Annotated in this window: 23 protein-coding genes; 18 read left to right on the forward strand and 5 right to left on the reverse strand. The window is 70.8% G+C overall.

Annotation, left to right across the window (positions count from 1 at the left end; genetic code table 11):
• Window positions 1-488: 488 nt before the first annotated feature.
• A complete protein-coding gene (locus OG230_RS29115; RefSeq protein ID WP_328906700.1) occupies window positions 489-1,268 on the reverse strand; it encodes an SDR family NAD(P)-dependent oxidoreductase in 780 nt (259 codons plus the stop codon).
• Between the two features lie 151 nt (window positions 1,269-1,419).
• Between OG230_RS29115 and OG230_RS29120 the strand changes: the two genes are divergently transcribed.
• The 5 genes from OG230_RS29120 (at window position 1,420) to OG230_RS29140 (ending at window position 5,172) form a co-directional block, all read left to right on the forward strand.
• On the forward strand, window positions 1,420-1,860 hold the full coding sequence (locus tag OG230_RS29120; RefSeq protein WP_328906701.1) for a DUF6278 family protein: 441 nt from the start codon (window positions 1,420-1,422) through the stop codon (window positions 1,858-1,860).
• 124 nt (window positions 1,861-1,984) lie between these two features.
• Window positions 1,985-2,728 (forward strand): amino acid ABC transporter ATP-binding protein, encoded by a 744-nt coding sequence (locus OG230_RS29125; protein WP_328906702.1) that lies wholly within the window; start codon window positions 1,985-1,987, stop codon window positions 2,726-2,728.
• An 11-nt stretch (window positions 2,729-2,739) separates the two neighbouring features.
• On the forward strand, window positions 2,740-3,654 hold the full coding sequence (locus OG230_RS29130) for a glutamate ABC transporter substrate-binding protein (RefSeq protein ID WP_328906703.1): 915 nt from the start codon (window positions 2,740-2,742) through the stop codon (window positions 3,652-3,654).
• A 16-nt stretch (window positions 3,655-3,670) separates the two neighbouring features.
• Window positions 3,671-4,315, forward strand: a complete 645-nt coding sequence (locus tag OG230_RS29135) for an amino acid ABC transporter permease (protein ID WP_328906704.1) — start codon at window positions 3,671-3,673, stop codon at window positions 4,313-4,315.
• Window positions 4,312-5,172, forward strand: a complete 861-nt coding sequence (locus OG230_RS29140) for an amino acid ABC transporter permease (RefSeq protein WP_328906705.1) — start codon at window positions 4,312-4,314, stop codon at window positions 5,170-5,172. Before OG230_RS29135 ends, OG230_RS29140 begins: the two co-directional genes overlap by 4 nt.
• 192 nt (window positions 5,173-5,364) lie before the next feature.
• Here OG230_RS29140 and OG230_RS29145 read toward each other — a convergent pair whose 3' ends face one another.
• Entirely contained in the window at window positions 5,365-6,111 is a 747-nt protein-coding gene (locus tag OG230_RS29145; protein ID WP_328906706.1) for a hypothetical protein, read from the reverse strand.
• A 189-nt stretch (window positions 6,112-6,300) separates the two neighbouring features.
• On the opposite strand from OG230_RS29145, the gene OG230_RS29150 reads away from it, so the two are divergent.
• From OG230_RS29150 to OG230_RS29160, 3 genes are all read left to right on the forward strand, one after another.
• Window positions 6,301-6,636, forward strand: coding sequence for a hypothetical protein (locus OG230_RS29150; RefSeq protein ID WP_328906707.1), 336 nt, complete (start codon window positions 6,301-6,303; stop codon window positions 6,634-6,636).
• A gap of 167 nt (window positions 6,637-6,803) precedes the next feature.
• Entirely contained in the window at window positions 6,804-8,603 is a 1,800-nt protein-coding gene (gene ggt / locus OG230_RS29155) for a gamma-glutamyltransferase (RefSeq protein ID WP_328906708.1), read from the forward strand.
• Window positions 8,604-8,745: 142 nt separating this feature from the next.
• The gene (locus OG230_RS29160; RefSeq protein ID WP_328906709.1) at window positions 8,746-9,441 is read left to right on the forward strand and encodes a glycoside hydrolase family 75 protein; all 696 of its coding nucleotides are present in this window, start codon (window positions 8,746-8,748) and stop codon (window positions 9,439-9,441) included.
• Between the two features lie 12 nt (window positions 9,442-9,453).
• On the opposite strand, the gene map is transcribed toward OG230_RS29160, so the two are convergent.
• Window positions 9,454-10,221 (reverse strand): type I methionyl aminopeptidase, encoded by a 768-nt coding sequence (map, locus tag OG230_RS29165; protein ID WP_328906710.1) that lies wholly within the window; start codon window positions 10,219-10,221, stop codon window positions 9,454-9,456.
• 41 nt (window positions 10,222-10,262) lie between these two features.
• On the opposite strand from map, the gene OG230_RS29170 reads away from it, so the two are divergent.
• The 4 genes from OG230_RS29170 (at window position 10,263) to OG230_RS29185 (ending at window position 13,845) form a co-directional block, all read left to right on the forward strand.
• The gene (locus OG230_RS29170) at window positions 10,263-10,586 is read left to right on the forward strand and encodes a helix-turn-helix domain-containing protein (RefSeq protein WP_328906711.1); all 324 of its coding nucleotides are present in this window, start codon (window positions 10,263-10,265) and stop codon (window positions 10,584-10,586) included.
• A gap of 100 nt (window positions 10,587-10,686) precedes the next feature.
• A complete protein-coding gene (locus tag OG230_RS29175; RefSeq protein ID WP_443051401.1) occupies window positions 10,687-11,919 on the forward strand; it encodes an alginate lyase family protein in 1,233 nt (410 codons plus the stop codon).
• Window positions 11,920-11,929: 10 nt separating this feature from the next.
• On the forward strand, window positions 11,930-12,310 hold the full coding sequence (locus tag OG230_RS29180) for a PPOX class F420-dependent oxidoreductase (RefSeq protein WP_328906712.1): 381 nt from the start codon (window positions 11,930-11,932) through the stop codon (window positions 12,308-12,310).
• 143 nt (window positions 12,311-12,453) lie between these two features.
• Window positions 12,454-13,845, forward strand: a complete 1,392-nt coding sequence (locus OG230_RS29185; protein WP_328906713.1) for a hypothetical protein — start codon at window positions 12,454-12,456, stop codon at window positions 13,843-13,845.
• Between the two features lie 57 nt (window positions 13,846-13,902).
• On the opposite strand, the gene OG230_RS29190 is transcribed toward OG230_RS29185, so the two are convergent.
• A complete protein-coding gene (locus OG230_RS29190; RefSeq protein ID WP_328906714.1) occupies window positions 13,903-14,949 on the reverse strand; it encodes an aldo/keto reductase in 1,047 nt (348 codons plus the stop codon).
• A gap of 222 nt (window positions 14,950-15,171) precedes the next feature.
• Between OG230_RS29190 and OG230_RS29195 the strand changes: the two genes are divergently transcribed.
• The 6 genes from OG230_RS29195 to hydA all read left to right on the forward strand — a co-directional run bounded on the left by OG230_RS29195 (window position 15,172) and on the right by hydA (window position 23,700).
• The gene (locus OG230_RS29195) at window positions 15,172-16,014 is read left to right on the forward strand and encodes a nitrilase-related carbon-nitrogen hydrolase (protein WP_328906715.1); all 843 of its coding nucleotides are present in this window, start codon (window positions 15,172-15,174) and stop codon (window positions 16,012-16,014) included.
• Window positions 16,011-17,294 carry an aspartate aminotransferase family protein gene (locus OG230_RS29200; protein ID WP_328906716.1) on the forward strand — a complete coding sequence of 428 codons (1,284 nt, stop codon included), beginning with the start codon at window positions 16,011-16,013 and terminating at the stop codon, window positions 17,292-17,294. The genes OG230_RS29195 and OG230_RS29200 overlap by 4 nt, the downstream gene beginning before the upstream one ends.
• Window positions 17,295-17,538: 244 nt before the next feature.
• Window positions 17,539-18,468 carry a LysR family transcriptional regulator gene (locus OG230_RS29205; RefSeq protein ID WP_328906717.1) on the forward strand — a complete coding sequence of 310 codons (930 nt, stop codon included), beginning with the start codon at window positions 17,539-17,541 and terminating at the stop codon, window positions 18,466-18,468.
• 182 nt (window positions 18,469-18,650) lie between these two features.
• The gene (locus OG230_RS29210) at window positions 18,651-20,354 is read left to right on the forward strand and encodes a thiamine pyrophosphate-dependent enzyme (RefSeq protein WP_328906718.1); all 1,704 of its coding nucleotides are present in this window, start codon (window positions 18,651-18,653) and stop codon (window positions 20,352-20,354) included.
• 229 nt (window positions 20,355-20,583) lie between these two features.
• On the forward strand, window positions 20,584-21,957 hold the full coding sequence (locus OG230_RS29215; RefSeq protein WP_328906719.1) for an NAD-dependent succinate-semialdehyde dehydrogenase: 1,374 nt from the start codon (window positions 20,584-20,586) through the stop codon (window positions 21,955-21,957).
• Between the two features lie 351 nt (window positions 21,958-22,308).
• Window positions 22,309-23,700: a dihydropyrimidinase gene (hydA, locus tag OG230_RS29220; protein ID WP_328906720.1), complete on the forward strand. Its 1,392-nt coding sequence runs from the start codon at window positions 22,309-22,311 to the stop codon at window positions 23,698-23,700.
• Window positions 23,701-23,795: 95 nt separating this feature from the next.
• Here the strand turns inward: hydA and OG230_RS29225 are convergent, their stop codons facing one another.
• Window positions 23,796-24,347, reverse strand: coding sequence for a DUF6461 domain-containing protein (locus OG230_RS29225; protein WP_328906721.1), 552 nt, complete (start codon window positions 24,345-24,347; stop codon window positions 23,796-23,798).
• Window positions 24,348-24,398 lie beyond the last annotated feature (51 nt).

A 24,398-nucleotide genomic window follows, 5' to 3' on the forward strand; every position in this document is an offset into this window, starting at 1 on the left:
GGAGGCTCTCTACCGTGCCCCGATCTCGGATTCTGATGGGGCGCCATGCCGCGGTTCGGACTGGACCCTTGTTGCTATGGAGGGAGTGGACGGCCAGCAGCTTCGCCAGCCGTTCCTCAGGGCCCGCTTGCGGGCGAAGTGTCGAGTACCCGAAGACCAGACCTTCACCAGGTGAGCCCGGTGTGAGCCCGCACGGCTTCGACGGACTGTTACAACCTGATCGTCAACACACTGCCGCCCGGCGCTGACCTGCATGGACAGCAACCGGGCGGCAGGGCTATGCCCCCTGTCGTGATCAGTCTCGACTCGGTGTACGTCAGTCCGGAGAAGCAGAGCCGGAGCCGCAGCTTCGCGCCGTACCGTCGTCGGCCATCGCGATTCACTCGTTCCCGTTGCCCGCAAGCCTGTTGACCGTGCGGCACCACAGTAGAGGCACTGTCAACGGCGGGTTGATGCGCCCATCGTGGCAGGAACGGTGTGAGGAGCGGTCAGTGGACCGAGAATCCGCCGTCGACGAAGAGTGACTGTCCGGTGACGTAGGCGGAGGCGCCGCTCGCCAGGAACACGGCCGCGCCCGCGAAGTCCTCCGCCAGCCCGTTGCGCTTGACCATCGTGCGCGCGGCCAGCGCCGCCACCTTCTCCGGGTCGGACGACAGCCGTGTGTTGAGCGGCGTCATCACGAAGCCGGGCACCAGGGTGTTGCAGGTGACCCCGTGCGGCGACCATGCTTCCGCCTGCGAGCGGGCCAGCGACTCCAGGGCGCCCTTGGAGACCCCGTAGGCGCCGCTGTTGACGAACGCCCGGTGCGCCTGCTGCGAGGTGATGTGGATGATCCGGCCGAAGCCCCGCTCCGCCATGCCGGGGCCGAAGCGCTCACCGAGCAGATAGGGCGCCTTCAGATTCACCGCCATCGTGGTGTCCCAGACGTCCTCGCCGAGCTCGCCCATCGGCGGTCGCAGGTTGATCCCGGCGCAGTTGACGAGGATGTCCGGCTCTCCGAACACCGCGGCAGCCTCCTCGGCAGCCGCGCGGACGCCCTCGGAGGTGCCCAGGTCGGCGCTCACCCAGGCCGCGCGGCAGCCGTCGGCCTTCAGTTCGTCGACCGCGACGGTCAGTTCGGCCTCCCTGCGTGCCACGATCACGACGCTCGCGCCCGCGTGGGCGAGGGCACCGGCGATGGACCTGCCGATGCCCGAGCTGCCGCCGGTCACGACGGCGACGCGGCCGTCCAGGGAGAAGAGTTCGGAGAGATACGCCTGGGTGATCATGGCCAAACCCTAATCGTGGGCCCGCTCGGGGGCGCGACCGGTCACCGCGCAAGTCGGTACGGCCCGGTCCGTCTTGAGATCTCCGGGCTCGGGAGGGAATCCGCCGCGCGCCCTGTGGTGCGGAACACGGCAGGGATGGGACCCTAGTGGTATGAACATCCCTTTCTTGGACAACTGGCGTAAGCGTCAGGGTGGTACGCGGGGGGTCGCTCTCGCCGCGGCCGTCGAGGCCGACCCGGACGGTGTGGCCGAGTTGCTCGCCGAATGCGAGTTGCTGCGTGTCCGAGCGGAGCAGAACGGACTCGAACTGGACGACAGTCCCGCCTCGTTGACCGCCCTCGACCAGCTGCCGCCCCGCTGGCGCGACGACCCCGAGGAGCTGCCCTGGCTCGGCAACGACGCGGGCCTGTACCTCGGCACGGTCCTCGTGCGTACCGTGCCCGGTGCCGTGTGGCACATCAGGCCCAGCGGCCAGCCCGTGGTGTGCCTGGATTCCGGGCGCGAGATCGACGTGGTCGAGGCCGGCCTGGACTGGGCGATGTCGGGCAGTCCGGAGCTCTCCCAGGTGTACGCGGAGTCCGCCGAGGGCTGACGCCGTCACCAAATCGAGATAAACAGCCTTATCGTGCCCCCATGCGTGTCGCCTGCTAAGTCCCTTACCCGGACGGATAGTTTGCGCAGACTTCGACACAAGCGACATATGGGTAGGGCAGTGTATGGCCGTCGATCCGTTGATCGAGCTGCGGGGCGTCAACAAGCACTTCGGGGCGTTGCACGTACTGCAGGACATCAATCTCACCGTCGGCCGCGGGGAGGTGGTGGTGGTCATCGGCCCCTCGGGCTCCGGGAAGTCGACACTGTGCCGGACGATCAACAGACTTGAAACGATCGAGTCCGGTCACATCGCCCTCGACGGCAAGCCACTCCCCGAGGAGGGGAAGGGGCTGGCGCAGCTCAGGGCCGAGGTCGGGATGGTCTTCCAGTCCTTCAACCTGTTCGCGCACAAGACCGTCCTGGCCAATGTCTCCCTCGCGCAGATCAAGGTCCGCAAGCGCAAGAGGGACGAGGCGGACAAGCGCTCGCGGGAGCTCCTGGACCGTGTGGGGCTCGCCGCGCACGCGGACAAGTACCCGGCTCAGCTCTCCGGCGGCCAGCAGCAGCGCGTGGCCATCGCCCGCGCCCTGGCCATGGACCCCAAGGCCCTCCTCTTCGACGAGCCCACATCGGCGCTCGACCCGGAGATGATCAACGAGGTCCTCGAGGTCATGCAGCAGCTCGCCCGCGAGGGCATGACGATGGTCGTCGTCACCCACGAGATGGGCTTCGCGCGGTCCGCCGCCAACCGTGTCGTCTTCATGGCCGACGGAGCCGTCGTCGAGGACCGCAATCCGGAGGAGTTCTTCACCGCTCCGTCGAGTGACCGCGCCAAGGACTTCCTGTCCAAGATCCTCAAGCACTGACGGGGGGATTCATGGTGCGTACGAGAAGAGCCCTGGCCGCCCTGGTCTGCCTGCTGCTCGCCGTTCTCGCCGCGGGCTGCGGCAAGGAGGGCAGCCCGCCGGTCAAGGGGCCCAAGCCCGGGGCGCTGCCCCAGTACGAGGTCGACACCGGCTTCGAGCTGCCCGAGTCCAGCACGTGGCGCAAGGCCAAGAGCCGGGGATACCTGGTGGTCGGAGCCAAGGAGGACCAGCCGTACCTGGGTGAGAAGGACCCGGCCAGCGGCATCTACTCCGGCTTCGACATCGAGATCGCCCGCATGATGGCGGCCTCCCTCGGCTTCGAGCCGGACACCATCCGCTTCAAGACCATCGCGTCCGCCAACCGCGAGACCGCCCTCCAGAACGGGCAGATCGACTACTACGTCGGCACCTACACCATCAACGACATGCGCAAGAAGCTCGTGGGCTTCGCCGGGCCGTACTACATGGCCGGTCAGGGTCTGCTGGTGCGCAGCGACGAGGACGACATCAACGGGCCTCAGGACCTGGCCGGCAAGACCGTCTGCTCCGCCGCCGGGTCGACGCCGTACCAGCGGATCGCCGAGGACTATCCCGAAGCGGACCTCGTCGCCTACGACACGTACTCGATCTGCGTCGACAACCTGCTGACCTTCCAGGTCGACGCCGTCACGACCGACGACGCCATCCTGCTGGGCTTCGCCGCCAAGGCACCCGACGAGATGAAGGTGGTCGGGAAGCCGTTCTCCGAGGAGCCGTACGGCATCGGCGTCCCGCGCGGCGACAACGCGCTGCGCTTCGCGCTGGACGACGCCCTGGAGGCCAACGAGAAGAACGGCAACTGGAAGAAGGCGTTCGAAGCGACGCTGGGGCTCTCCGGAGTGCCCGCGCCGACGCCGCCGCCCATCGACCGCTACCCGGCGAACTGAGGGGACCGGCCCGCACATGGATGTACTCACGGAGAACTTCTCCCTCTACGGCAAGGGGTTCCTCGGCACCGTCGAACTCACCGTCTACTCCTCGGCCCTCGCCCTGGTCCTCGGCTTCCTCATGGCCTCGTGCCGGGTCGCGCCCGTCGGTTCCTTCCGGGTCCTCGGCACGGTCTGGGTGACGGTCCTGCGCAACACCCCGCTCACCCTGCTCTTCTTCGCGGTGCTGCTCGGGCTGCCGCGCTTCGGGCTCGTCCTGCCGTTCGAGGTCTTCGCCGTCCTCGCGCTCGGGTGCTACACCTCCGCGTTCATCTGCGAAGTCCTGCGCTCCGGCATCAACACCGTGCCCACGGGCCAGGGCGAAGCGGCGCGCAGCCTCGGGATGACCTTCGGGCAGACCCTCAACACGGTCGTCCTTCCGCAGGCGTTCCGCTCGGTGATCCCACCCGTCGGCTCGACCCTCATCGCGCTCGCCAAGAACTCGGCGATCGCCGGCGCCTTCAGCGTCACGGAGCTGCTCGGCACCTACAAGCCCCTCAACGAGATGGGCTACAGCATCGTCTGGTCCTTCGTGTGGATCGCCGTCGGCTACCTGATCATCACCCTGTCCATCAGCGCGCTCTTCCACGTGATGGAGAAGCGCTGGGGAGTCGCCCGATGACCCATTCCGCGCCCTCGGCCACCGCGCTCTACGACATCCCGGGACCGCTGACACGCAAACGGCACCGTGTGTACGGCATCGTGTCCACGGTCCTGATCCTCGCGCTGCTCGGCTGGATCATCTATCTGCTCTTCGACACCGAGCAGTTCACCAGCGAGAAGTGGGCGCCCTTCCAGTACAAGGGCATCCAGGAACTCCTGCTGCGCGGACTCGGCAACACCCTCAAGGCGTTCGCGTACGCCGCGGTGCTCTCGCTCGCGCTCGGCGCCGTCCTCGCGGTCGGGCGGCTCTCCGTCCACCGGTCGGTCCGCTGGATCTCGACCCTGCTCGTCGAGTTCTTCCGGGCGATGCCCGTCCTGGTGATGATCTTCTTCATCTTCGTGGCACTCAAGGTGCAGCCGCTGCCCGCCCTGGTGGCGGGGCTGACCCTCTACAACGGTTCCGTGCTCGCCGAGGTGTTCCGTACCGGAATCCACTCGGTGGACCGCGGCCAGCGGGAAGCCGCGTACGCGCTCGGAATGCGCAAGACACAGGTCACGACCTATGTGCTGGCGCCGCAGGCGGTGCGGGCCATGCTGCCCACCATCATCAGCCAGTTGGTGGTGGCACTGAAGGACACCTCGCTCGGATACCTGATCACCTACGAGGAGTTCCTCCACGCGGGGAAGCTGATCGCGTCGAACCTCGACTACGATCTCCCTTTCATCCCTGTGGTGATGGTGATCTCGCCCATTTACATCGGGCTCTGCATGCTGCTCTCATGGTTCGCCACGTGGGTGGCCAAGCGGGAGCGGCGCAACGTCAAGACCAAGGCCGTCGAGATCGCTCCCGCGGAACCGGGAACGCTGCTGCCCTGAGGGCAGTGGCCGAGCAGTACCCGTCCGGCAGCAGCCGGTGATCACTTCACGCGCGGCGGAACCGGGACATGATCCGGTTCCGTGCCGGGCGAGGAGAAGGTCAGCTGCGCGCCGGTCGGGTTGTGCTCGACATGCCGAGCGGCCCCACGTCGTGCAGTACGCGACGAGGGTGCCGCTCTTCCCGTTCTCCGGTCAGCTCGTGGCCCGGTGCGAGGTGCGCGGGGCGGCCGGCAGGGGTGCCTGCGCGGCCCGGGTCACATCGGCGACCTGCTCCACGACATCGGGGCCGTACGCCTGCGAGTTCACGACCTTCAGGAGCAGGCAGAAGGTGCTGTTGCCGTGCTTGCGGTGCAGCTTCTCGTAGTTGCGGCTCAAGTAGCGGGACGCCGCCTGGTTGGTGATCGCCTGCTGCCCGCAGAAGAGGAAGACCGGCCGGGTGTCCTGGCCGGCCGTCAGCCGGGCGAGGAGCACGTACTCGGAGACGCCCTTCTCGGCCAGGTACCGCTCCGAACCGATCTGGAAGGCGCCCCGTTCGGGCCCGGGCTCCGCATCCGTGTTCACCCGCACGCCGGGCAGCAGCGAATGCAGATGGGCGGCCATTCTGCGGTTGGAGCCCGGTCCGCCGACACAGAACTCCGTACGCTCACCGAACCCCTGCTGGGCGACGTCGTGGGAAATGATCTGCGCGTGCGCCTGGCAGTCCTTGATCAGCGCGGAGAGTTCGAGCAGGGCGAAGACGTCGTAGCGATGGACGGCCCCGTTGCCACCCGCGTCGCGGTTGACGACCAGCAGGCACTCGGAGTTGCCGGGCAGGCCGAAGAATGCCTGCTTGCGGCGGAGCCTGCGCCGCCAGAGGTAGGTGCGGGCGAGCCAGCCGAGGGCGGCGCTGATGGCAGCCGCTATGACACCCAGCACGATGTTGCGTACGTCGTCGGTCATGGGCGGGCATGTTAGCGGTCGTCCGGGCTCTTGTTCGAGGCGGTCCAGAGGGCGGGGGCGGTGCGGAGCTGCCCTGCGCGGTGCGTGCGTCGTTCCGTCGGGCGGTTCGGTGACCAGTAAATCCGAACAACCGCGGGGGCAGGTATGATCCGCCGCCTGCCCCACCGCCGACTCTGCGAGGCAGGCCATATGGAGATACTTCTCGGCCCTGTGCTGTTCACATCGCTCGGGCTGCTGTACATGACCAACCCCCGGGGACTCGGCGACGCGGCGTTCCGGCACATGAACAAGTACCCCAAGACCGACTGGTCCCCCGAAGGGGCGCGACGGCAGGCTTTCGTGATGGGCAGAACAGCCTTCGCCATCGGCGGCGGTGCGCTGATCTGGGTGCTTCTCCTGGAGTTCGAGGCAAGCCGGCCCGTCAAGGTGGTCTTCCTGGCAGCCGCGATTCCCTGCGCTCTCGCTCTCGTACTCTTCACGATCATCGACACCCACACGCGCGCGTCGGAGCAGCGCCGGCCGTAGACAGCCTGCCGTTCCGGCGGCAGGCCCCGGGTTGTCCGACGCGACATCCGTTCTCGGGCATCTTCGCTCCGTGGGCAACCGTCGTCCGGGTTCTTGTCCGAGGCGGTCCTGACGATCGGGGCGGGGCGGAGTTACCCTGCGCGGACGATCCTTCAGTGGAGGTGCGCATGCGTCGTTCCGTCGGGCGGAATGTCTCGTTCTTAGGTGTTCTCGTCGTCATCGCCTCGGTCGGGGCAGCCGCCCCCGCCGGTTCCGCGACACCGGCCGGGCCGCCGGCCAAGTCGCCGGTGGCGGTGGGGTACGGAGGCGCGGTGGCGAGCGTCGACGCGGATGCCTCGGCCGCCGGTATCGAGGTACTCCGCAGCGGGGGCAACGCGGTCGACGCGGCCGTGGCGACCGCGGCGGCGCTCGGGGTCACCGAGCCGTACTCTGCGGGCATCGGCGGTGGTGGTTACTTCGTCTACTACGACGCCGCGCGGCGCACCGTGCAGACCGTCGACGGCCGCGAGACCGCCCCGCGCAGCGCGGACTCCTCGCTCTTCCTGGAGGACGGGAAGCCGATCGCGTTCAGCGAGGCCATGACCAGCGGGCTCGGCGTCGGAACGCCCGGCACCCCGGCCACCTGGGACAGTGCGCTCGACGCGTGGGGGAGCAAGTCCCTGCGCCAGTTGCTGAAACCCGCCCAGCGGCTCGCCCGGGACGGCTTCGTCGTGGACGGCACGTTCCGTTCGCAGACCGAGGGCAACCAGGCCAGGTTCGCGGACTTCCCGGCCTCGGCGAAGCTCTTCCTGCCGGACGGGCAACTCCCCCAGACCGGCTCGGTGTTCAAGAACCCCGATCTCGCGCGCACCTACGAGAAGCTGGGCCGCGAAGGTGTCGACGCCCTGTACCGGGGCGAGCTGGCCGAGGACATCGTGTCGACGGTCCGGAATCCGCCCGTCGATCCGAAGGCGACCCGGGTGGTGCGGTCCGGTGATCTGACGGCCAAGGACCTGAAGCGGTACCGCACGCTGCGCCAGGCCCCGACCAGGGTCGGCTACCGGGGGCTGGACGTGTACGGCATGGCGCCGTCCTCCTCCGGCGGTACGAGCGTCGGCGAGGCGCTCAACATCCTGGAGTCCACGGACCTGTCGAAGGCGGGCCCGGAGCAGTATCTGCACCGCCTGATCGAGTCGAGCCGGATCGCGTTCGCCGACCGCGGACGCTGGGTCGGCGACCCCGCGTTCGAGGACGTACCCGTGCGGGAACTGCTCAGCCAGCGGTTCGCGGACGCCCGGGAGTGCCTGATCCAGGACGACAAGGCGCTGACCAGCCCGCTCGCCCCCGGTGACCCGCGTGACCCGGCCGCCTGCGCGAGCAGCGGCGAGGCCGCCCCGACGACGTACGAGGGGGAGAACACCACGCATCTGACCGCGGCCGACAAGTGGGGCAACGTCGTGGCGTACACCCTGACCATCGAGTCGACCGGCGGCAGCGGCATCACGGTGCCGGGGCGTGGCTTCCTGCTCAACAACGAGCTGACCGACTTCTCCTTCGCGCCCGCGAGTCCGGCGGTCCACGACCCCAATCTGCCGGGTCCGGGCAAGCGGCCCCGGTCGTCGATCTCGCCGACCATCGTGCTGAAGGACGGCGAACCGGTTCTGGCGCTGGGCTCGCCCGGTGGCGCGACCATCATCACGACCGTCCTGCAGACCCTGACCGGGCACCTCGACCGCGGGCTCCCGCTCGTCGAGGCGATCGCGGCGCCGCGCGCCAGCCAGCGCAACTCGCCGACGACGGAGATCGAGCCCGGACTGTGGGACAGCCCGGTCCGCGCCCAGCTCGAATCGCTCGGGCACGTCTTCAAGCTGAACCCGGAGATCGGGGCGGCGACCGGTGTGCAGCGGCTGCCCGACGGGCGCTGGGTCGCGGCGGCGGAAAAGGTGCGCCGGGGCGGGGGCTCGGCCATGGTGGTGCATCCGGGCTGACGATCATGATCGAACGGTTGTGGCCCCGGGGCCGGTACGACGCGTCGCGTCGTACCGGCCCCGGGGTCTTGATGCGGGCATGCCCGCATTCATCAGGGAGGCCCGCGAGGGACCTCCGGATCCAGCGAAAGGCATCCCCACGGTGCGCACACGCATGCTTGCCCTGTCCGCCGCCTCCGGCGCCGCTCTGATCGCCGCCGCGGCCATGCCCGCCACGGCTGGCGGCCGTGCCGCTCCCCACGAGGCCGCGGAGGGCTCGGTGAGCGCCGCCGCGCTCCTGGCCGAAGTGCGGTCCTGCACGCGGATCTCGAAGGGGAAGTACCGGACGGACCAGGGGCGCCGGGCGACCGTGCCGGTCTGCGGGAAGAACGGTGCCGTGTTCTGGAAGGCGGACATGGACATCGACTGCGACGGCCGGTCGACGAAGGCCTGCAACAAGAAGACGGACCCGTACTTCCTGCCGGAGACGGCGTTCCAGAGCTCACGCGGGAAGCCCCTGGACTCCGCCGCTCTGCCGTTCGTCGTCGTGCCGGGTCCTGGGCCGCTCTGGGACTACCGCGCGTCGGGCATCAAGGGCGGCGGCGTGGTCGCCGTCATCCACCGGAACCGGGTGCGGTACGCGGTCGTCGGGGACACCGGGCCCGCCGGGGTCATCGGCGAGGCGTCGTACGCCTCCGCCAAGGCCCTCGGTATCGACCCCGATCCGACGAGCGGCGGCGTCGCGTCAGGGGTGACGTACATCCTGTTCAAGAACTCGCGGGTGTCGCCCATCGAGAGCCACCGCGCGGCTGTCACCGCCGGCACCGCGCTGGCCAGGGAGTTCATCGGGAAGAACTGACGGCGGCGGGTGTCAGAGCGCGGTGAGGATGCGGGGGCCCTCGTCCGTGATCGCCACCGTGTGCTCGGCGTGGGCCGCCCGGCTGCCGTCGGTCGTACGGAGCGTCCAGCCGTCCCGGTCCGGATGGAAGGTGTCGACTCCGCCGGCGATCAGCATCGGCTCGATCGCGAGCACCATCCCGTGCCGCAGGGGCATGCCGCGGCCGGGGCGTCCCTCGTTCGGGACGCCCGGGTCCTCGTGCATCGACCGGCCCACGCCGTGGCCGCCGAAGCCCTCCGGGATGCCGTACCCGGCACGGCGGCACACGGTGCCGATCGCGTGCGCGATGTCGCCGATCCGGTTGCCGACGACCGCCGCCGCGATGCCCGCGTCGAGCGCGGCGAACGCCGTGTCGATCAGCCTGGTGTCCGCGGGGCGGGCCCGGCCGACGGTGAAGCTGATGGCCGAGTCGCCCACCCAGCCGTTCAGGGTCGCGCCCGCGTCGATGCTCACCAGGTCGCCGTCCCGGAGCCGCTCCGCCGTGGGGATGCCGTGCACGATCGCGTCGTTCACGGACACGCAGATCACCGCGGGGAACGGGGTGGGGGCGAAGTGCGGCCGGTAGTTCAGGAACGGCGAGGTGGCTCCCGCCTCGCGCAGCACCTCGCGGGCCGCCTCGTCGAGCTCGCGCGGCGATACGCCGACGGCCGCCGCTTCCCGTGTGGTGGTCAGAATCTGTGCGACGACCCGGCCGGCCTCGCGCATCGCCTCGATGGATGTGTCTGTCTTGAGTTGCACCATGCCAATTACTATACCGGTCCCGGCGGTATTAGAATGACGGCATGGTACGAACTCCTCTGACCCCGGAAGAACGCGCTCGCGGCGAACGGCTCGGCCGACTGCTGCGCGAGGCGCGCGAGGACCGCAGCATGGTCGCGGTCGCGGCGAGCGCCGGAATCTCCGCCGAGACCCTCCGCAAGATCGAGACGGGCCGGGCCCCCACCCCCGCCTTCTTCACGGTCGCCGCCCTCGCCGGTGCCCTCGGCCTCTCGATGGACGAGCTGCTCGCCCACTGCGCGGCCGGGCCCGCGGACGGCGCCACGCGGCCCGGACCGCAGGAACAGGAGGCTCCGCCCACGCTGCTCCCGCTCCCGCTCACCGCCTGACCCCGCCCGTACGGACGTCCCGCACCCGTCGTCCCGGAAGGCGGCCCGGTCGGCGCAACAGATCCTGCGCCGCCGCGCCCCCCGGGCCACCGTGGGACACGTGTCCGTAAGAAGAAGCGTCACCGCCGCCCTGCTCAGCTCCCTCTTCCTGCTCCCTGCCTGCGCGCCCGCCGCGCGCGACTCGGCCGCGCCGGGCGACACGGCGGGGCCGGTGGCCTTCCGTCACCCGGGCGTGGTGGTGAGCGGCTCCCAGCTCAAGGCCGTACGCGCGCACGTGGCGGCCGGTCAGGAGCCGTGGAAGTCCGCCTTCGCGGCGATGCGCGTCAGCCGGTACGCCTCGCTCGGCTACCGCCCCGCGCCGGCCGCGGTGGTGGCCTGCCCGCCGAACTCCGGGCCGCCCGCCTGCCTCGCGGAGCGCGAGGACGCCGTCGCCGCGTACACCCAGGCCCTGCTGTGGCAGCTCACCGGGAAGCCCGCGCACGCGGCGAAGGCCGTCGAGATCATGGACGCCTGGTCCGCCGTCGTCAAGAAGCACACCGAGGGCAACGCGGACCTCCAGACCGCCTGGGCGGGTTCCTCCTGGGCGAGGGCGGCCGACCTCGTGCACGCCACCTATCCGCAATGGGGAGGGCCTGCGGTCCAGCGCTTCAAGTGGATGCTCCGCAAGGCGTATCTGCCGGCCGTGACCGCCAAGGTCCCCGACTACAACGGCAATTGGGAACTGGCGATGACGGACGCGGCCATGAGCATGAGCGTCTTCCTGGAGGACCGCACCGTCTTCGAAGCCGCCCTGCGCCGCTACCGGGACCGGGTCCCCGCCTACTTCTACCTCGCCTCCGACGGCGACCTGCCCAAGGCGCCCGCCGCCGGCACCATCGACACCGCGGACGAGCTCGGCACGTACTGGTTCGGGCAACGGAAGTACGTCGACGGACTCGGCCAGGAGACCTGCCGCAACTTCATGCACGTCGGCTACTCCCTCGCGGCGACCGCGCACATCGCCGAGACCGCCTGGCACCAGGGCATCGACCTCTACACGGAGGAGGCCGACCGGCTCACCGCCGCGCTGGAATTCCATGCCCGCTACCAGCTGGGTGAGGCCCCTCCCGGGTGGCTGTGCGGCGGCAAGGTCGAGCGGACCATGGGCCCGGACGTCGAGGTGGCGCTCAACCACCTGGGCAACCGGATGCACCGGGAACTCCCGTACACCGAGAAGCTCGCCGCGCGGCAGCGGCCGGCGGGGACCGACGACCTCTTCGTCGCCTGGGAGACCCTGACCCATGCCGGGAACCCGGGCACCACCGGTGACCGCGGGGAGGACGGGGACGCGTAAGGTCGCGCCCGTGACTCTTCAGGACTTCGCGCGCAGTGAGTACGTCAGCCTGACCACCTACCGGAAGGACGGCACGCCCGTCGCCACGCCCGTCTGGGCCGCGGCCGACGGAGAGGTGCTGTACGTCTGGACCCGCTCCGACTCGTGGAAGGTGAAGCGGCTGCGCAACGACGGCCGCGTCACCGTCACGGTCTGCGATGTGCGGGGCCGGATCGCCGAGGGCGCCCCGAGCGCCGAGGGTACGGGGCAGCTGCTGGACGAGGTCGGGACCCGGAAGGTCCGTAAGGTCATCGGCCGCAAGTACACCTGGAAGTACTGGCTCCTCGACTGGCCCGCGACGGTCGCGCGGCTCGGCAAGCGCCCGCACACGGGCATCGCGATCACTTTCTGAGACCCTCGCCCGAGGGGGCGTGCGGCGTCGCGGCGAGCGTCGACCGCAGCCTGCGCGAAAAGCCCGCGTAGCCGTCCCGTAACACGCCTGCGATCGAATACCGCGGACTGGAAGGTTCCAGTCGACGGTCGGCGAGGGCGACGATGACGGTGCATCAACTTGCGGTGGAAGTCAGCACGTTCGCACACTACCTGCGGGACCTGACGGCCCTGCTCGACCCCGGACGCGGTTGGTACGGGGTGTTCTCCCGACGCGACCCCCAAGGCATGCGCGCCTGCTTCGACGGGACCGAGGTGCCGCCCTGGGACGTGGTGGAGTCACTGCTCCAGGACCTGGCCGTGGCGCGCGGCACTGCGTTCGCGGAGCACGAGTCGGTACGGGCCGCCGCGCTGTACTCCGCCTCGGCGACCGCCCACGACCGGCGGCCGGGCGGACGGCAGGCCCTCATCGAGCGGCTGGAGCTCATGCTCGGGGAGCAGACCCACGCCGCGCAGCGCCTGCGCGCCGCCTCGGTGAACGCGGGGCACACCCCGGAGGCGCGGTCGGAGGCCCTGGCGTGGGCTCGGGACGACCACGAGCGTGCCTCGGCCCGCTGCACGGAACTGCGGAAGCGGCTTGCGGCGGTGTCCGTGCCCACGGGCTGGTTCCGTGAGGAGGGGCAGGCGGCTCGGGCGGAACAGGCCGGGCCGGCGGAGCCCGGGACATGGGACGGCGGGAGACCGGGGGAGAGACCCGCGGATCCGGGGACTGCGGCGGCCACCGCTGAGCCCCGGGAGAAGCCCGCCCCTGCCGCGGCCCCCGCCCCGAAGCGGAGGAAGCCGCAGGGTGCCCGGTTCGCCGGGCTGGACGTCGACGACGAGCCCGATCCCGTTGCCCCCACGGCGTTTCCCGTGCTCCCCGTCCCGCCGCCGACCGCCGCGGGCCCGCGCGGCGCCCGCTTCGGAGGCGTCGCGGCCCGCGAGGACGGTCCGGCCGAGGCCCTGACCCCAGCCCCGGCCGACCCCGCCGCCCGACGAGCCGCCGACGAGGCCGTCGAACGGCTCGTCCGGCTGCGTGCGGACGGCCGCAGCGGCGAGGCGCACGTCGTGCTCTGCGAGGCGGCGGCCTGGCCCGCCGACCGGCTGCCGGTCCTCGCGCTCGCCCTGCACGGGGCGGGACTGGCCGCGGACTGGGCGACCCTGCTGTGGGAGGTGTCCACACTGCCGCCCGCCGGACTGGCCGCGGCGGCCGGCGCACTGGCCGCGGCCGGACGCCCCGACGACTGCGCGCATCTGATGCGCCAGGGCGCGGCCCGTCCCGCCGCCGAGATCGCCGATGCGGTGGCCGCCCTGGACCGGGCGGGTCTGGCCGCCCAGGCACGGGCGCTGCTCGGCGCCTTCGTCCGCGTACGCACGCCGCAGGACGCGGCCAGGATCGCGGAACGCGATCCGCGCCACCTCGTACCGCAACTGCTGGCCGCGGCCCGGGAGGTGTCGGCGGCGCGGGAGTGGGACCTCGTCCACGCACTGCGGGTGGCGGGCATCGCCGGTGCGTAGAAGGGCTGTTGGGGCGAACGCCTGCGGGCGGCGGTCAGGGCGGTCGCCAGGAACCGGTCAGGCCCCGCCCGTTGTGCGGCGGTACGTGGAGCGCCGGTCGTCGATGTCGGCCCAGCGGTCCCCGTACACCGTCTCCACGACGCCCGGCTCGCGCAGGAAGTCGTGCGGGAAGCCCAGCGGTACGGCGCTCACCGCGTCGAGGCGCGCCACGGCGGCGGCGTCGAGCGTGACCTCCAGGCAGGACAGGTTGTCCGCGAGCTGGCTCTCCGTGGAAGCGCCGATGATCGGGACGATGTTCCCGGGCCGTCCGCGCAGCCAGGCCAGTGCCACCTGCGCCGGGGTCCAGCCGCCCTGCCGGGCGATCTCCACGACCGCGGCGATCGTCTCGTGCTCCCGGCGTCGCGTCTCGTCCCAGCCGCGGTCCGGCGCTTCCGGACCGGTGGGCAGGTCCTTGCCGGTGAGCCGGCCGCGGGCGAGCGGGCTCCATGCGAAGACCGCCTGGTCGAAGGCGCGGGCCTGCGGCAGGAGTTCGCGTTCGGGGGTCCGCTCCAGCAGGCTGTAGCGGAACTGCGAGCCGGCGAACGCGGTCCAGCCGCGCAGCTCGGCCAGGGTCGACGCCTGGGCGATCTCCCACGCGGGCCAGTCCGAGACGCCGATATAGAGCACCTTGCCGCTCCTGACGAGGTCGTCGAGCGCCCGCATGACCTCCTCGACCGGGGTGAAGTTGTCGCGGGCGTGCACCCACAGGACGTCGAGCCGGTCGGTGTCCAGCCGGCCGAGGCTCGACTCCACCGACTGGACGAGATTCCTGCGGTGGTTGCCCGCCGCGTTCACATCCCCCTTGGTGGTCGCGCACGTGTACTTGCCGGCGAGCACGATGCTGTCGCGGCGGCGGCCGAGGACCTCGCCGAGCACCAGCTCCGAGCTGCCGTAGATGTCGGCCGTGTCGATGAAGTTGCCACCGGCCTCCACGTACGCGTCGATGATGCGTCCGCTCGTCGCCGTGACGGCCCGGGGGTCCGTCTCGTGGCTGCCCAGGGTCATCGCACCCAGCGCGAGCTCGCTCACCCGGAGACCGGTCCTGCCGAACAGTGTGTAGCGCACGAAGGCTCCTTTTCGGTCGGTCGTGTCACGGAGGCTACGAGTTCGAGTGCGCTTGAATGCAAGGAGTGGACCGCTCGGGTATGAAACATGATCGACTCTGCCGGTTCACGGCGATGGTCTTGCCCCGCTGTGGGACGGGGCTTACGTTCTCCCCTACGCACTGTGTCTACGGGCGTAGAAACCACGTAGAGGCTCTCTGACGCCGCGTCGAAGGAGCAGCTCATGTCCCACGTCGTACGCGCCGCACTCGTCCAGGCGACCTGGACCGGCGACACCGAATCCATGATCGCCAAGCACGAGGAGCACGCGCGCGAGGCCGCCCGGCAGGGGGCGAAGATCATCGGCTTCCAGGAGGTGTTCAACGCCCCCTACTTCTGCCAGGTGCAGGAACCCGAGCACTACCGCTGGGCCGAGGCCGTCCCGGACGGGCCCACCGTCCGCCGGATGCAGGACCTGGCCCGCGAGACCGGCATGGTGGTCGTCGTGCCGGTCTTCGAGATCGAGCAGTCCGGCTTCTACTTCAACACCGCGGCGGTGATCGACGCCGACGGCAGCTATCTCGGCAAGTACCGCAAGCACCACATCCCGCAGGTCAAGGGCTTCTGGGAGAAGTACTACTTCAAGCCCGGGAACGCCGGCTGGCCGGTGTTCGACACCGCCGTCGGCAAGGTCGGCGTCTACATCTGCTACGACCGTCACTTCCCCGAGGGCTGGCGCCAACTCGGTCTGAACGGCGCCCAGTTGGTGTACAACCCGTCCGCGACCTCGCGCGGCCTCTCCAGTCACCTCTGGCAGCTGGAACAGCCCGCGTCCGCCGTCGCCAACGAGTACTTCGTCGCCGCGATCAACCGGGTCGGGCAGGAGGAGTACGGGGACAACGACTTCTACGGCACCAGCTACTTCGTCGACCCCCGCGGCCAGTTCGTCGGCGACGTCGCGAGCGACAAGGAAGAGGAACTCCTCGTCCGCGACCTCGACTTCGGGATGATCGAGGAGGTCCGCCAGCAGTGGGCGTTCTTCCGGGACCGCCGTCCCGACGCGTACGAGGGGCTGGTCGAGCCGTGACCGGACTGCACGAGCGCCATCTCGCCGTCAGTCCCGACTGGCTCGCGCTCTACTACCGTCGCCCCCTGGAACTCACCCACGGCGAGGGCCGCCACGTCTGGGACGCGGACGGCAACCGCTACCTCGACTTCTTCGGCGGCATCCTCACCACGATGACCGCACATGCCCTGCCCGAGGTGACCAAGGCCGTCGCCGAGCAGGCCGGGCGGATCATCCACTCCTCGACGCTCTACCTCAACCGCCCGATGGTGGAACTCGCCGAGCGCGTCGCCACGCTCTCCGGCATCCCCGACGCGCGGGTCTTCTTCACCACGTCGGGCACCGAGGCCAACGACACCGCCCTGCTGCTGGCGACCGCGTACCGCAGGTCCAACCAGATCCTCGCGATGCGCAACAGCTACCACGGCCGGTCGTTCTCGGCCGTGTCCATCACCGGCAACCACGCCTGGTCGCCCACGAGCCTGTCCCCGCTCCAGACGCTGTACGTCCACGGCGGCGTCCGCACCCGCGGACCGTACGCCGAGCTGAGCGACGACCGGTTCGTCAGGGCGTGCGTCGCCGATCTGGAGGACCTCCTCGGGCACACCCGTGAGGCCGCCGCGCTGATCGCCGAACCCATCCAGGGCGTCGGCGGCTTCACCTCACCCCCCGACGGGCTGTACGCGGCGTTCCGCCAGGTCCTGGACCGGCACGGCATCCTGTGGATCTCGGACGAGGTGCAGACCGGCTGGGGCCGGACGGGCGACCACTTCTGGGGCTGGCAGGCGCACGGCGAGCACGGGCCGCCCGACATCCTCACGTTCGCCAAGGGCATCGGCAACGGCATGTCGATCGGCGGTGTCGTCGCCCGCGCCGAGGTCATGAACTGCCTGGACGCCAACTCCATCTCGACGTTCGGCGGTTCCCCGGTCACCATGGCGGCCGGGCTCGCCAACCTCTCGTACCTCCTGGAACACGACCTCCAGGGCAATGCGCGACGCGTCGGCGGGCTGCTCATCGAGCGGCTGCGGGCGGTCGGCGCGGGCTCCTCGTGCGTCCGCGAGGTGCGGGGCCGCGGCCTCATGATCGGCATCGAGCTGGTGAAGCCCGGCACCGACGAGGCGAACCCGGAGGCCGCGGCAGCGGTCCTCGAAGCGGCCCGTGAGCGCGGACTGCTCCTCGGCAAGGGCGGCGGACACAGCACCAGCGTCCTGCGGATCGCCCCGCCGATGTCCCTGACCGTCGCCGAGGCGGAAGAGGGCGCGGCGATCCTCGGCGAGGCCCTGCGCACCGTGGAGTGAGCGGGAGGGGGTGTGCGCCGCGGCCGGCCGCGCTGTGCGGCTCGGCCGCCGTCACACCCCCGAACGCAAGCCCGGCCTCGACCTGATCCGTGACGCCCGCCCCGCCGCCGGTGCCGGCCCCGAGGGGACCGTGGGAGGGCCGCACCGGAGGGAAGGACCACGGGACCCGGCACCCCGGGCACCCCGGCACCCCGGGACCCGGCTGACCGGCCGTCGCCGATTCCGGGATCGCTATCATCGGCCGATGAACTACCGGCGCCTGCTCTACTTCCTCGCCGTCGTCGAGGCCGGGACCGTCACCTCCGCAGCCGCCACCCTCCACGTCGCCCAGCCCGGACTGAGCCGTCAGCTCAAGACGCTGGAGCGCGAGATCCGGATGACGCTCTTCGAGCAGCACGGCAACCGGCTAGCCCTGACACCCGCCGGGCGGGCCTTCGTGCCGCTCGCCCGCCGGCTCATCGCCGAGACCCGGACGACGGAGGAGGCGGTGGAGGGTCTGCGTGCCGGCCGGGTCGCGGAACTGACCGTCGCCGCCACGGCGGCCACGATCCGCGGCGTCCTCGCCCCGTTCATCGCCGCGACGGGGTCCGAGGGGCCACCGCTGATCACCCGCCAGGCCGGCCACTTCGAGCTGAACGACACCCTGCTCGACGAGGCGGACCTCATCGTGTCCCCGGCGCCCCGTGCCGACGGACTCGACACCGTCGACCTGGGCGGCTCCCCGCTCAAGGCGCATGTCGCGCCCACCCACGCCTGGGCGCGCGAGGGCCGGACCGAGGTCGCGCTCGCCGAGCTCTGCGACGTCCGGCTCTTCGTGCACTCGCGTTCCAGCGTGAGCCGCGCCGTGCTCGACAACGCCCTGGGCGCCGCCCGACTCGTACCCCGTCGGCTCACCGAGTGCGACGACGGGCCGACGGTGGAGGCGCTCGCGGTGGCCGGGCACGGCATCGGCGTGAGCACCGACCCACCGCGGTACGGGGCGTACGCGCTGCGCGTCACCGCGGGGGTGCCGGGCGGGGGAGGGGAGGTGCTCCAGGTGCCGCTGCACGTGGCCTGGCTGCCGGGACACTTCGCCGCCGACACCATCCGTGCGACGGCGCTGCGGTTGCGGGACTACCTGGTGGGCCTCGGGGACGCGGTGATTCCGCCGCCCCCCGGACCGGACGCCCGCTAGGGCCTGTCCTACGCATGGCCCCCCGGAACACGGCGCTCCGGCCATACCCAAAGGGCATGGCTATCCTGCTTTTTCTGTATTGGACGGCATGCTCGGGCTTTCGGATACTGGCCTGACCTGCGCGGCTGCCGCACCCCCGTCCCCGCCGGCAGCCCGTGTCCCCGTTTCCGAAGGACCCCTCCGTGCCCCTCACGTCACCCGCTCCCGCACGCCCCGCCCCGGCCCCCGCCCGCTCCGCCGGGCACGCGATCGTCGAGTCGCTGGCCCTGCACGGCGTGCGGCGCGTCTTCGCCGTCCCCGGCGAGAGCTACCTCGACGTCCTCGACGGCCTGCACGGCTCCGGCATCACCACCGTGGTCTGCCGCCACGAGGGCGGCGCCGCCTACATGGCCGAGGCGCACGGCAAGTTCACCGGTGAGCCCGGCGTCGCCCTGGTCACCCGCGGGCCGGGCGCCGCCAACGCGTACGTCGCCGTCCACGCCGCCTGGCAGGACGCCACCCCGCTCGTCCTCTTCGTCGGCCTCGTCCCCAGCGGCCACCGCGACCGGGAGGCATTCCAGGACTTCGATCCGCGCGCCTGGTTCGGTACGCAGGTCAAGCGTGTCCTCGTCCTCGACCAGCCGGACCGGGCCTCGGAGATCGTCGCCGAAGCCTTCTTCGCCGCCCGCTCGGGCCGCCCGGGGCCCGTCGTCGTCGGCCTCCCCGAGGACGTCATCACCCGGCCGGCCGCGGCTCCGCTCCACCCCGTGCTCCCAGTCACCGACGGCGGCGTGGCCCCCGCCGAACTCGCCGAGCTGGCAAGCCTGTTCAGGGCTGCCAAGCGCCCCCTGATCCTGGCCGGCGGCCCCCGCTGGACCCCGGCAGCCGCCGCCCGCCTCACCGCCTTCGCCGAGCGCCACGCGATACCGGTCGCCCAGGACTGGCGCGCCTCCGACCGGGTGCCGTTCGACTCGCCCTCGTACATAGGGCAGCTCGGCTACGGGCGTCCCGACAGCCTCGCGGACCGGGTCGAGGCCGCGGACCTGCTCCTGTGCGTCGGCGGCGTCCTGACCGACGTACCCAGCGACGGCTACACGCTCCGGCAGACCGCGAGGCCGGGTGCCACCACCGTCGTCGCGTCCGTCGACGCCTCGCTGCGCGGGCGTGGCGGCGAGCTCACCCGTCACATCCTGGCCGCGCCGGAGACGTTCACCGAAGCCCTGGCGGGGCTCGACCTCACCGGTCACGCCGACTGGTCGGGATGGACCGCCGAAGGGCGCGCGGAACAGGCCGCCCACAGCTCCTTCCCGGCCGGCGCCCGGACCGGCGAGGGTCTGCCGCCCACCGCCCGGGGAACCGCCCATATGACCACGGTGACGGCCGAGTTGACCGCACGCCTGCCGCGCGACGCCGTCTACACGTTCGGCGCTGGCAACCACTGCATCTGGGCGCAGCGCTATCTGCCGACCCGCGTCTACCCGAGCCAGCTCAGCATGCGCAACGGCTCGATGGGGTACAGCGTCCCGGCCGCGCTCGCCGCCTCACTGGAGAGCCCGGACCGGCTGGTCGTCGCCGTGGCGGGCGACGGCGAGTTCCTGATGAACGGTCAGGAGATCGCCACCGCCGTACAGTACGGGGCGGCGTTCCTGGTGATCGTCATGGACAACCGGCAGTACGGCACCATCCGCGACCACCAGGAACGCCACTACCCCGGCCGGGTCAGCGGAACCCAGCTCGACAATCCGGACTTCGCCGCGTACGCACGGGCCTTCGGCGCCCACGGTGAGACGGTGACCAGTGACGCCGACGCGGCCGGAGCCGTGGAGCGGGCCCTGAAGGCCGTACGGCAGGACCGCCGCCCCGCGATCGTCCACGTCGTCGTCGACCAGGCCATCACGCTCCCCTAGGGCCTGTCGTCAAACTTCCGTCTGCCGCGCGGTGTCTGGCACGCACGCTCGCGGCGGTGCCGACATGCCCTAGTAGCTCCGCTACGAGGACATCCCGGCGCCTTGCGATCGCACGCACCAGACACCGCGCGGCCCGGCCTTCGGCCGAACGACGGCAGTTTGACGACAAGCCCTAGGAGCACGACGGCAGGCCCCGAGAGCTCGTGACACCGCAGTGAGGAGCAACCGCATGACCACCTTCACGATCGTCGACCCGGCCACCGGAGAGACCGTTCGCACGTATCCCGAGGCGACCGCCGCGCAGATCGAGGACGCCGTGGCCGCGTCCGCCGCGGCGTACACCGCCTGGCGCGCCACCGCCGCGCAGGACCGTGCCGACCTGCTGAACCGGGTCGCCGGGCTGTACGCCGAGCGCAAGGACGAACTGGCCGCGCTGATCACCCGGGAGATGGGCAAGCCCGTCGCCCAGGCGCGCGGCGAGATCGACATCGTCGTGTCGATCTACCGCTACTACGCGGCGAACGGCCCGGCCTTCCTGGCCGACGAGGAACTGAGCGTCGTGGCCGGCGGCACCGCGCTGATCCGCAAGGAGGGCGTCGGCCCGCTCCTCGGGATCATGCCGTGGAACTTCCCGTACTACCAGGTCGCCCGGTTCGCCGCCCCGAACCTGATGCTGGGCAACACCATCCTGCTCAAGCACGCCCCGCAGTGCCCCGAGTCCGCCCTCGCGATGGAGCGCCTCTTCCGCGACGCCGGGCTGCCCGAGGGGGCGTACGTCAACCTCTTCGCCACCAACGAGCAGGTCGCGGACATCATCGCCGACCCGCGGGTGCAGGGCGTCTCCCTCACCGGATCCGAGCGGGCCGGCGCCGCCGTCGCCGAGATCGCCGGACGGAACCTGAAGAAGGTCGTCCTGGAGCTCGGCGGCTCCGACCCCTTCCTGGTGCTGGGCCGGGCGGACATCGGACGGGCCGTGCGCCAGGCGTTCGCCGGCCGATTCGGCAACGCCGGACAGGCGTGCAACGCGGCCAAGCGGATCATCGTCGTCGACGAGCACTACGACGTGTTCGTGGAGCGGTTCACCGAGGCCGTACGCGCGCTGGAACCCGGCGACCCGTCCGACCCGGGGACCTTCCTCGGCCCGCTCTCCTCCACCGCCGCGGCCGACGGGCTCGCCGCCCAGGTCGAGGACGCCGTCGCGCTCGGCGCCAAGGTGCACACCGGCGGACGGCGCATCATCCGCCCAGGCGCCTGGTTCGAACCGACGGTCCTCACCGGCGTCACCGAGCAGATGCGCGCCTACCGCGAGGAGCTCTTCGGGCCGGTGGCCGTCATCTACCGCGTCGCCGACGAGGACGAGGCGGTCGAGCTGGCCAACAACAGCCCGTACGGCCTCGGGGCCGTCGTCCAGTGCGACGACGAGGAACACGCGTTGCGCGTCGCGGACCGCCTCGACGCCGGAATGGTGTACGTGAACGACGCGCCCGGCAGCGCGGCGGAACTCCCCTTCGGAGGCATCAAGCGGTCCGGCATCGGCCGCGAGCTCGGAAAGTACGGCATGGAGGAGTTCGCCAACAAGAAGCTGATCCGCGTCAAGCGCTGACGCGGCGGGCGGTCGGCGCCCGGAGGTATACGACGCGGCGCGGCACGGGTTCCCCTTCGTGGGGGCCGTGCCGCGCCGCGTCGCGCGTTGGGCCGGTGGGGTGCGCCGCACGGGAAACGGAAACGTCTTCATCGGTTAGCAGCAGCGGTATTGCCATGGTGGGTAACCCACTTCTACGTTCTTCACCACGCACCGCGTCTACGTGCGTAGACCCATTCCGCGCCGCGAGGAGGGGTACATGAGCCGCACCGTCGTCCGCGGCGGCCTCGTCGTCACCGCGTCCGACGACGTCCACGCCTACGCGCTCATCCAGCGAGTACCCGAATCCCGATGCGAAGGGCAGCAGAAGCCATGACACGCACTCTGATCACCGGCGGCCTCGTCATCACCGCCTCCGACGAGCTCCACGTCGACGTGCTCATCGACGGTGGCCGCGTCGTGGCCATGGCAACCCACGACACGCATGAGTGGACCGCGGACCACGTCATCGACGCTGCGCAGAAGTACGTGATCCCGGGTGGGGTCGACGCGCATACGCACATGGAGATGCCCTTCGGCGGCACGTTCGCCTCCGACACCTTCGAGACCGGCACGCGGGCCGCGGCCTGGGGCGGCACGACGACCATCGTCGACTTCGCCATCCAGCCCAAGGGGGGATCGCTCAGCGAAGGGCTCGACGCGTGGCACGAGAAGGCGGACGGCGCGTGCGCGATCGACTACGGGTTCCACATGATCATGTCCGATGTGAACGAGTCCTCGCTCAAGGAGATGGACCGGCTCGTGTCGGCCGGCGTGAGTTCGTTCAAGCTGTTCACCGCGTACCCGGGGGTGTTCCTCTCCGACGACGGCCAGATTCTCCGGGCCATGCAGCGCGCCGGTTCGAACGGCGGGCTGGTGATGACGCACGCGGAGAACGGGCTCGCCATCGATGTCCTGGTGGAGCAGGCACTGGCGCGCGGTGAGAGGGATCCGCGCTACCACGGTGAAGTCCGGAAGGCGCTTCTCGAGGCGGAGGCGACGCATCGGGTGATCAAGCTGAGCCAGGTCGCGGGCGCTCCCGTCTACGTGGTGCACGTGTCCGCGCAGGAGGCCGTCGCCGAACTGGCGCGGGCCCGGGACGAGGGCCTTCCGGTGTTCGGGGAGACCTGCCCGCAGTACCTCTTCCTGTCGACGGACAACTTGGCCGAGCCCGATTTCGAGGGCGCGAAGTATGTCTGCTCGACTCCGCTGCGCCCGAAGGAGCATCAGGAGGCTTTGTGGCGCGGGCTGCGGACGAACGATCTGCAGGTGGTGTCCACGGACCACTGTCCGTTCTGCTTCAAGGGGCAGAAGGAGATGGGCCGCGGCGACTTCTCGAAGATTCCGAACGGCATGCCGGGTGTCGAGAACCGGATGGACCTGCTGCACCAGGCCGTCGTCGACGGGCACATCAGCCGTCGCCGCTGGATCGAGATCGCGTGCGCGGCGCCGGCCCGGATGTTCGGCCTGTACCCGAAGAAGGGCACGATCGCTCCGGGGGCCGACGCCGACATCGTCATCTACGACCCGCATGCCGAGCAGATCATGTCCGCCGAGACGCATCACATGAACGTCGACTACTCGGCCTACGAGGGCAAGCGCGTGACGGGGCGGGTGGAGACCGTGCTGTCGCGCGGTGTTCCGGTGATCGACGCACGCACCTATGTGGGTCACGCGGGGCACGGGACGTATCTGCCGCGGGGGATCTGCCAGTTCGTGAACTGAGACCCGGCCCGGTCCTGCTGACCGGCCGGCCGCCGCCTTCCCTCGCGCCCGAGCACATCGGGCCGGAACGGCAGCCGGTCGGCCGGCCACGCGGTTCAGGACGGAATCGTCACGGAGAGCAGCGGGCCCTCCAGTACGTCGCTTTGCGACAGATCGATCCCGAAGCGGGACTCCATCATGGCCAGCACCCGCATCTCGGGATCGAGGCCGGCGTCCCCCAGCGCCGGAATCAGGAGATCCGGGGCGGCACCCTCGCTCTCGTGCTCACGCCCGGGTTCGAAGCGGCAGACGACGGTCCCCGACTGTGCGTACGTGAACATCATGTCGGAGTTGACGGTGCACCAGAACTCGATCACCTCCGTCCCGGAAGAGATCCGTGAGAGGTCCTCCGGGCTGCTCACACGGACCGGGCCTCCCTCCGCCATCAGAAAGCCCCAGCCGTTGGCCTGGCCGGAACGCAGGGCGACACCGTCGCTCTCGTCCGCGCGCTCGTTCGCCTCCACGCGCGTCAGCAGGGACGCGTCTCGCTCCGCCGTACCCCCTGCCACGCGGGCCAGCAGGTCCGACGCCGACGTGTCGCGGGCGAAGACCACCCAGTACCCGAACTCGAAGAGGTCCTCATCGGCGATCCACCGAATTCCATCCATAGCGACTCCGTTCCGATGAAAGGGGGCCCGGCACCGATGGTGCCGGGCCCC

This window comes from Streptomyces sp. NBC_00234, assembly GCF_036195325.1.
Classification (GTDB): domain Bacteria; phylum Actinomycetota; class Actinomycetes; order Streptomycetales; family Streptomycetaceae; genus Streptomyces.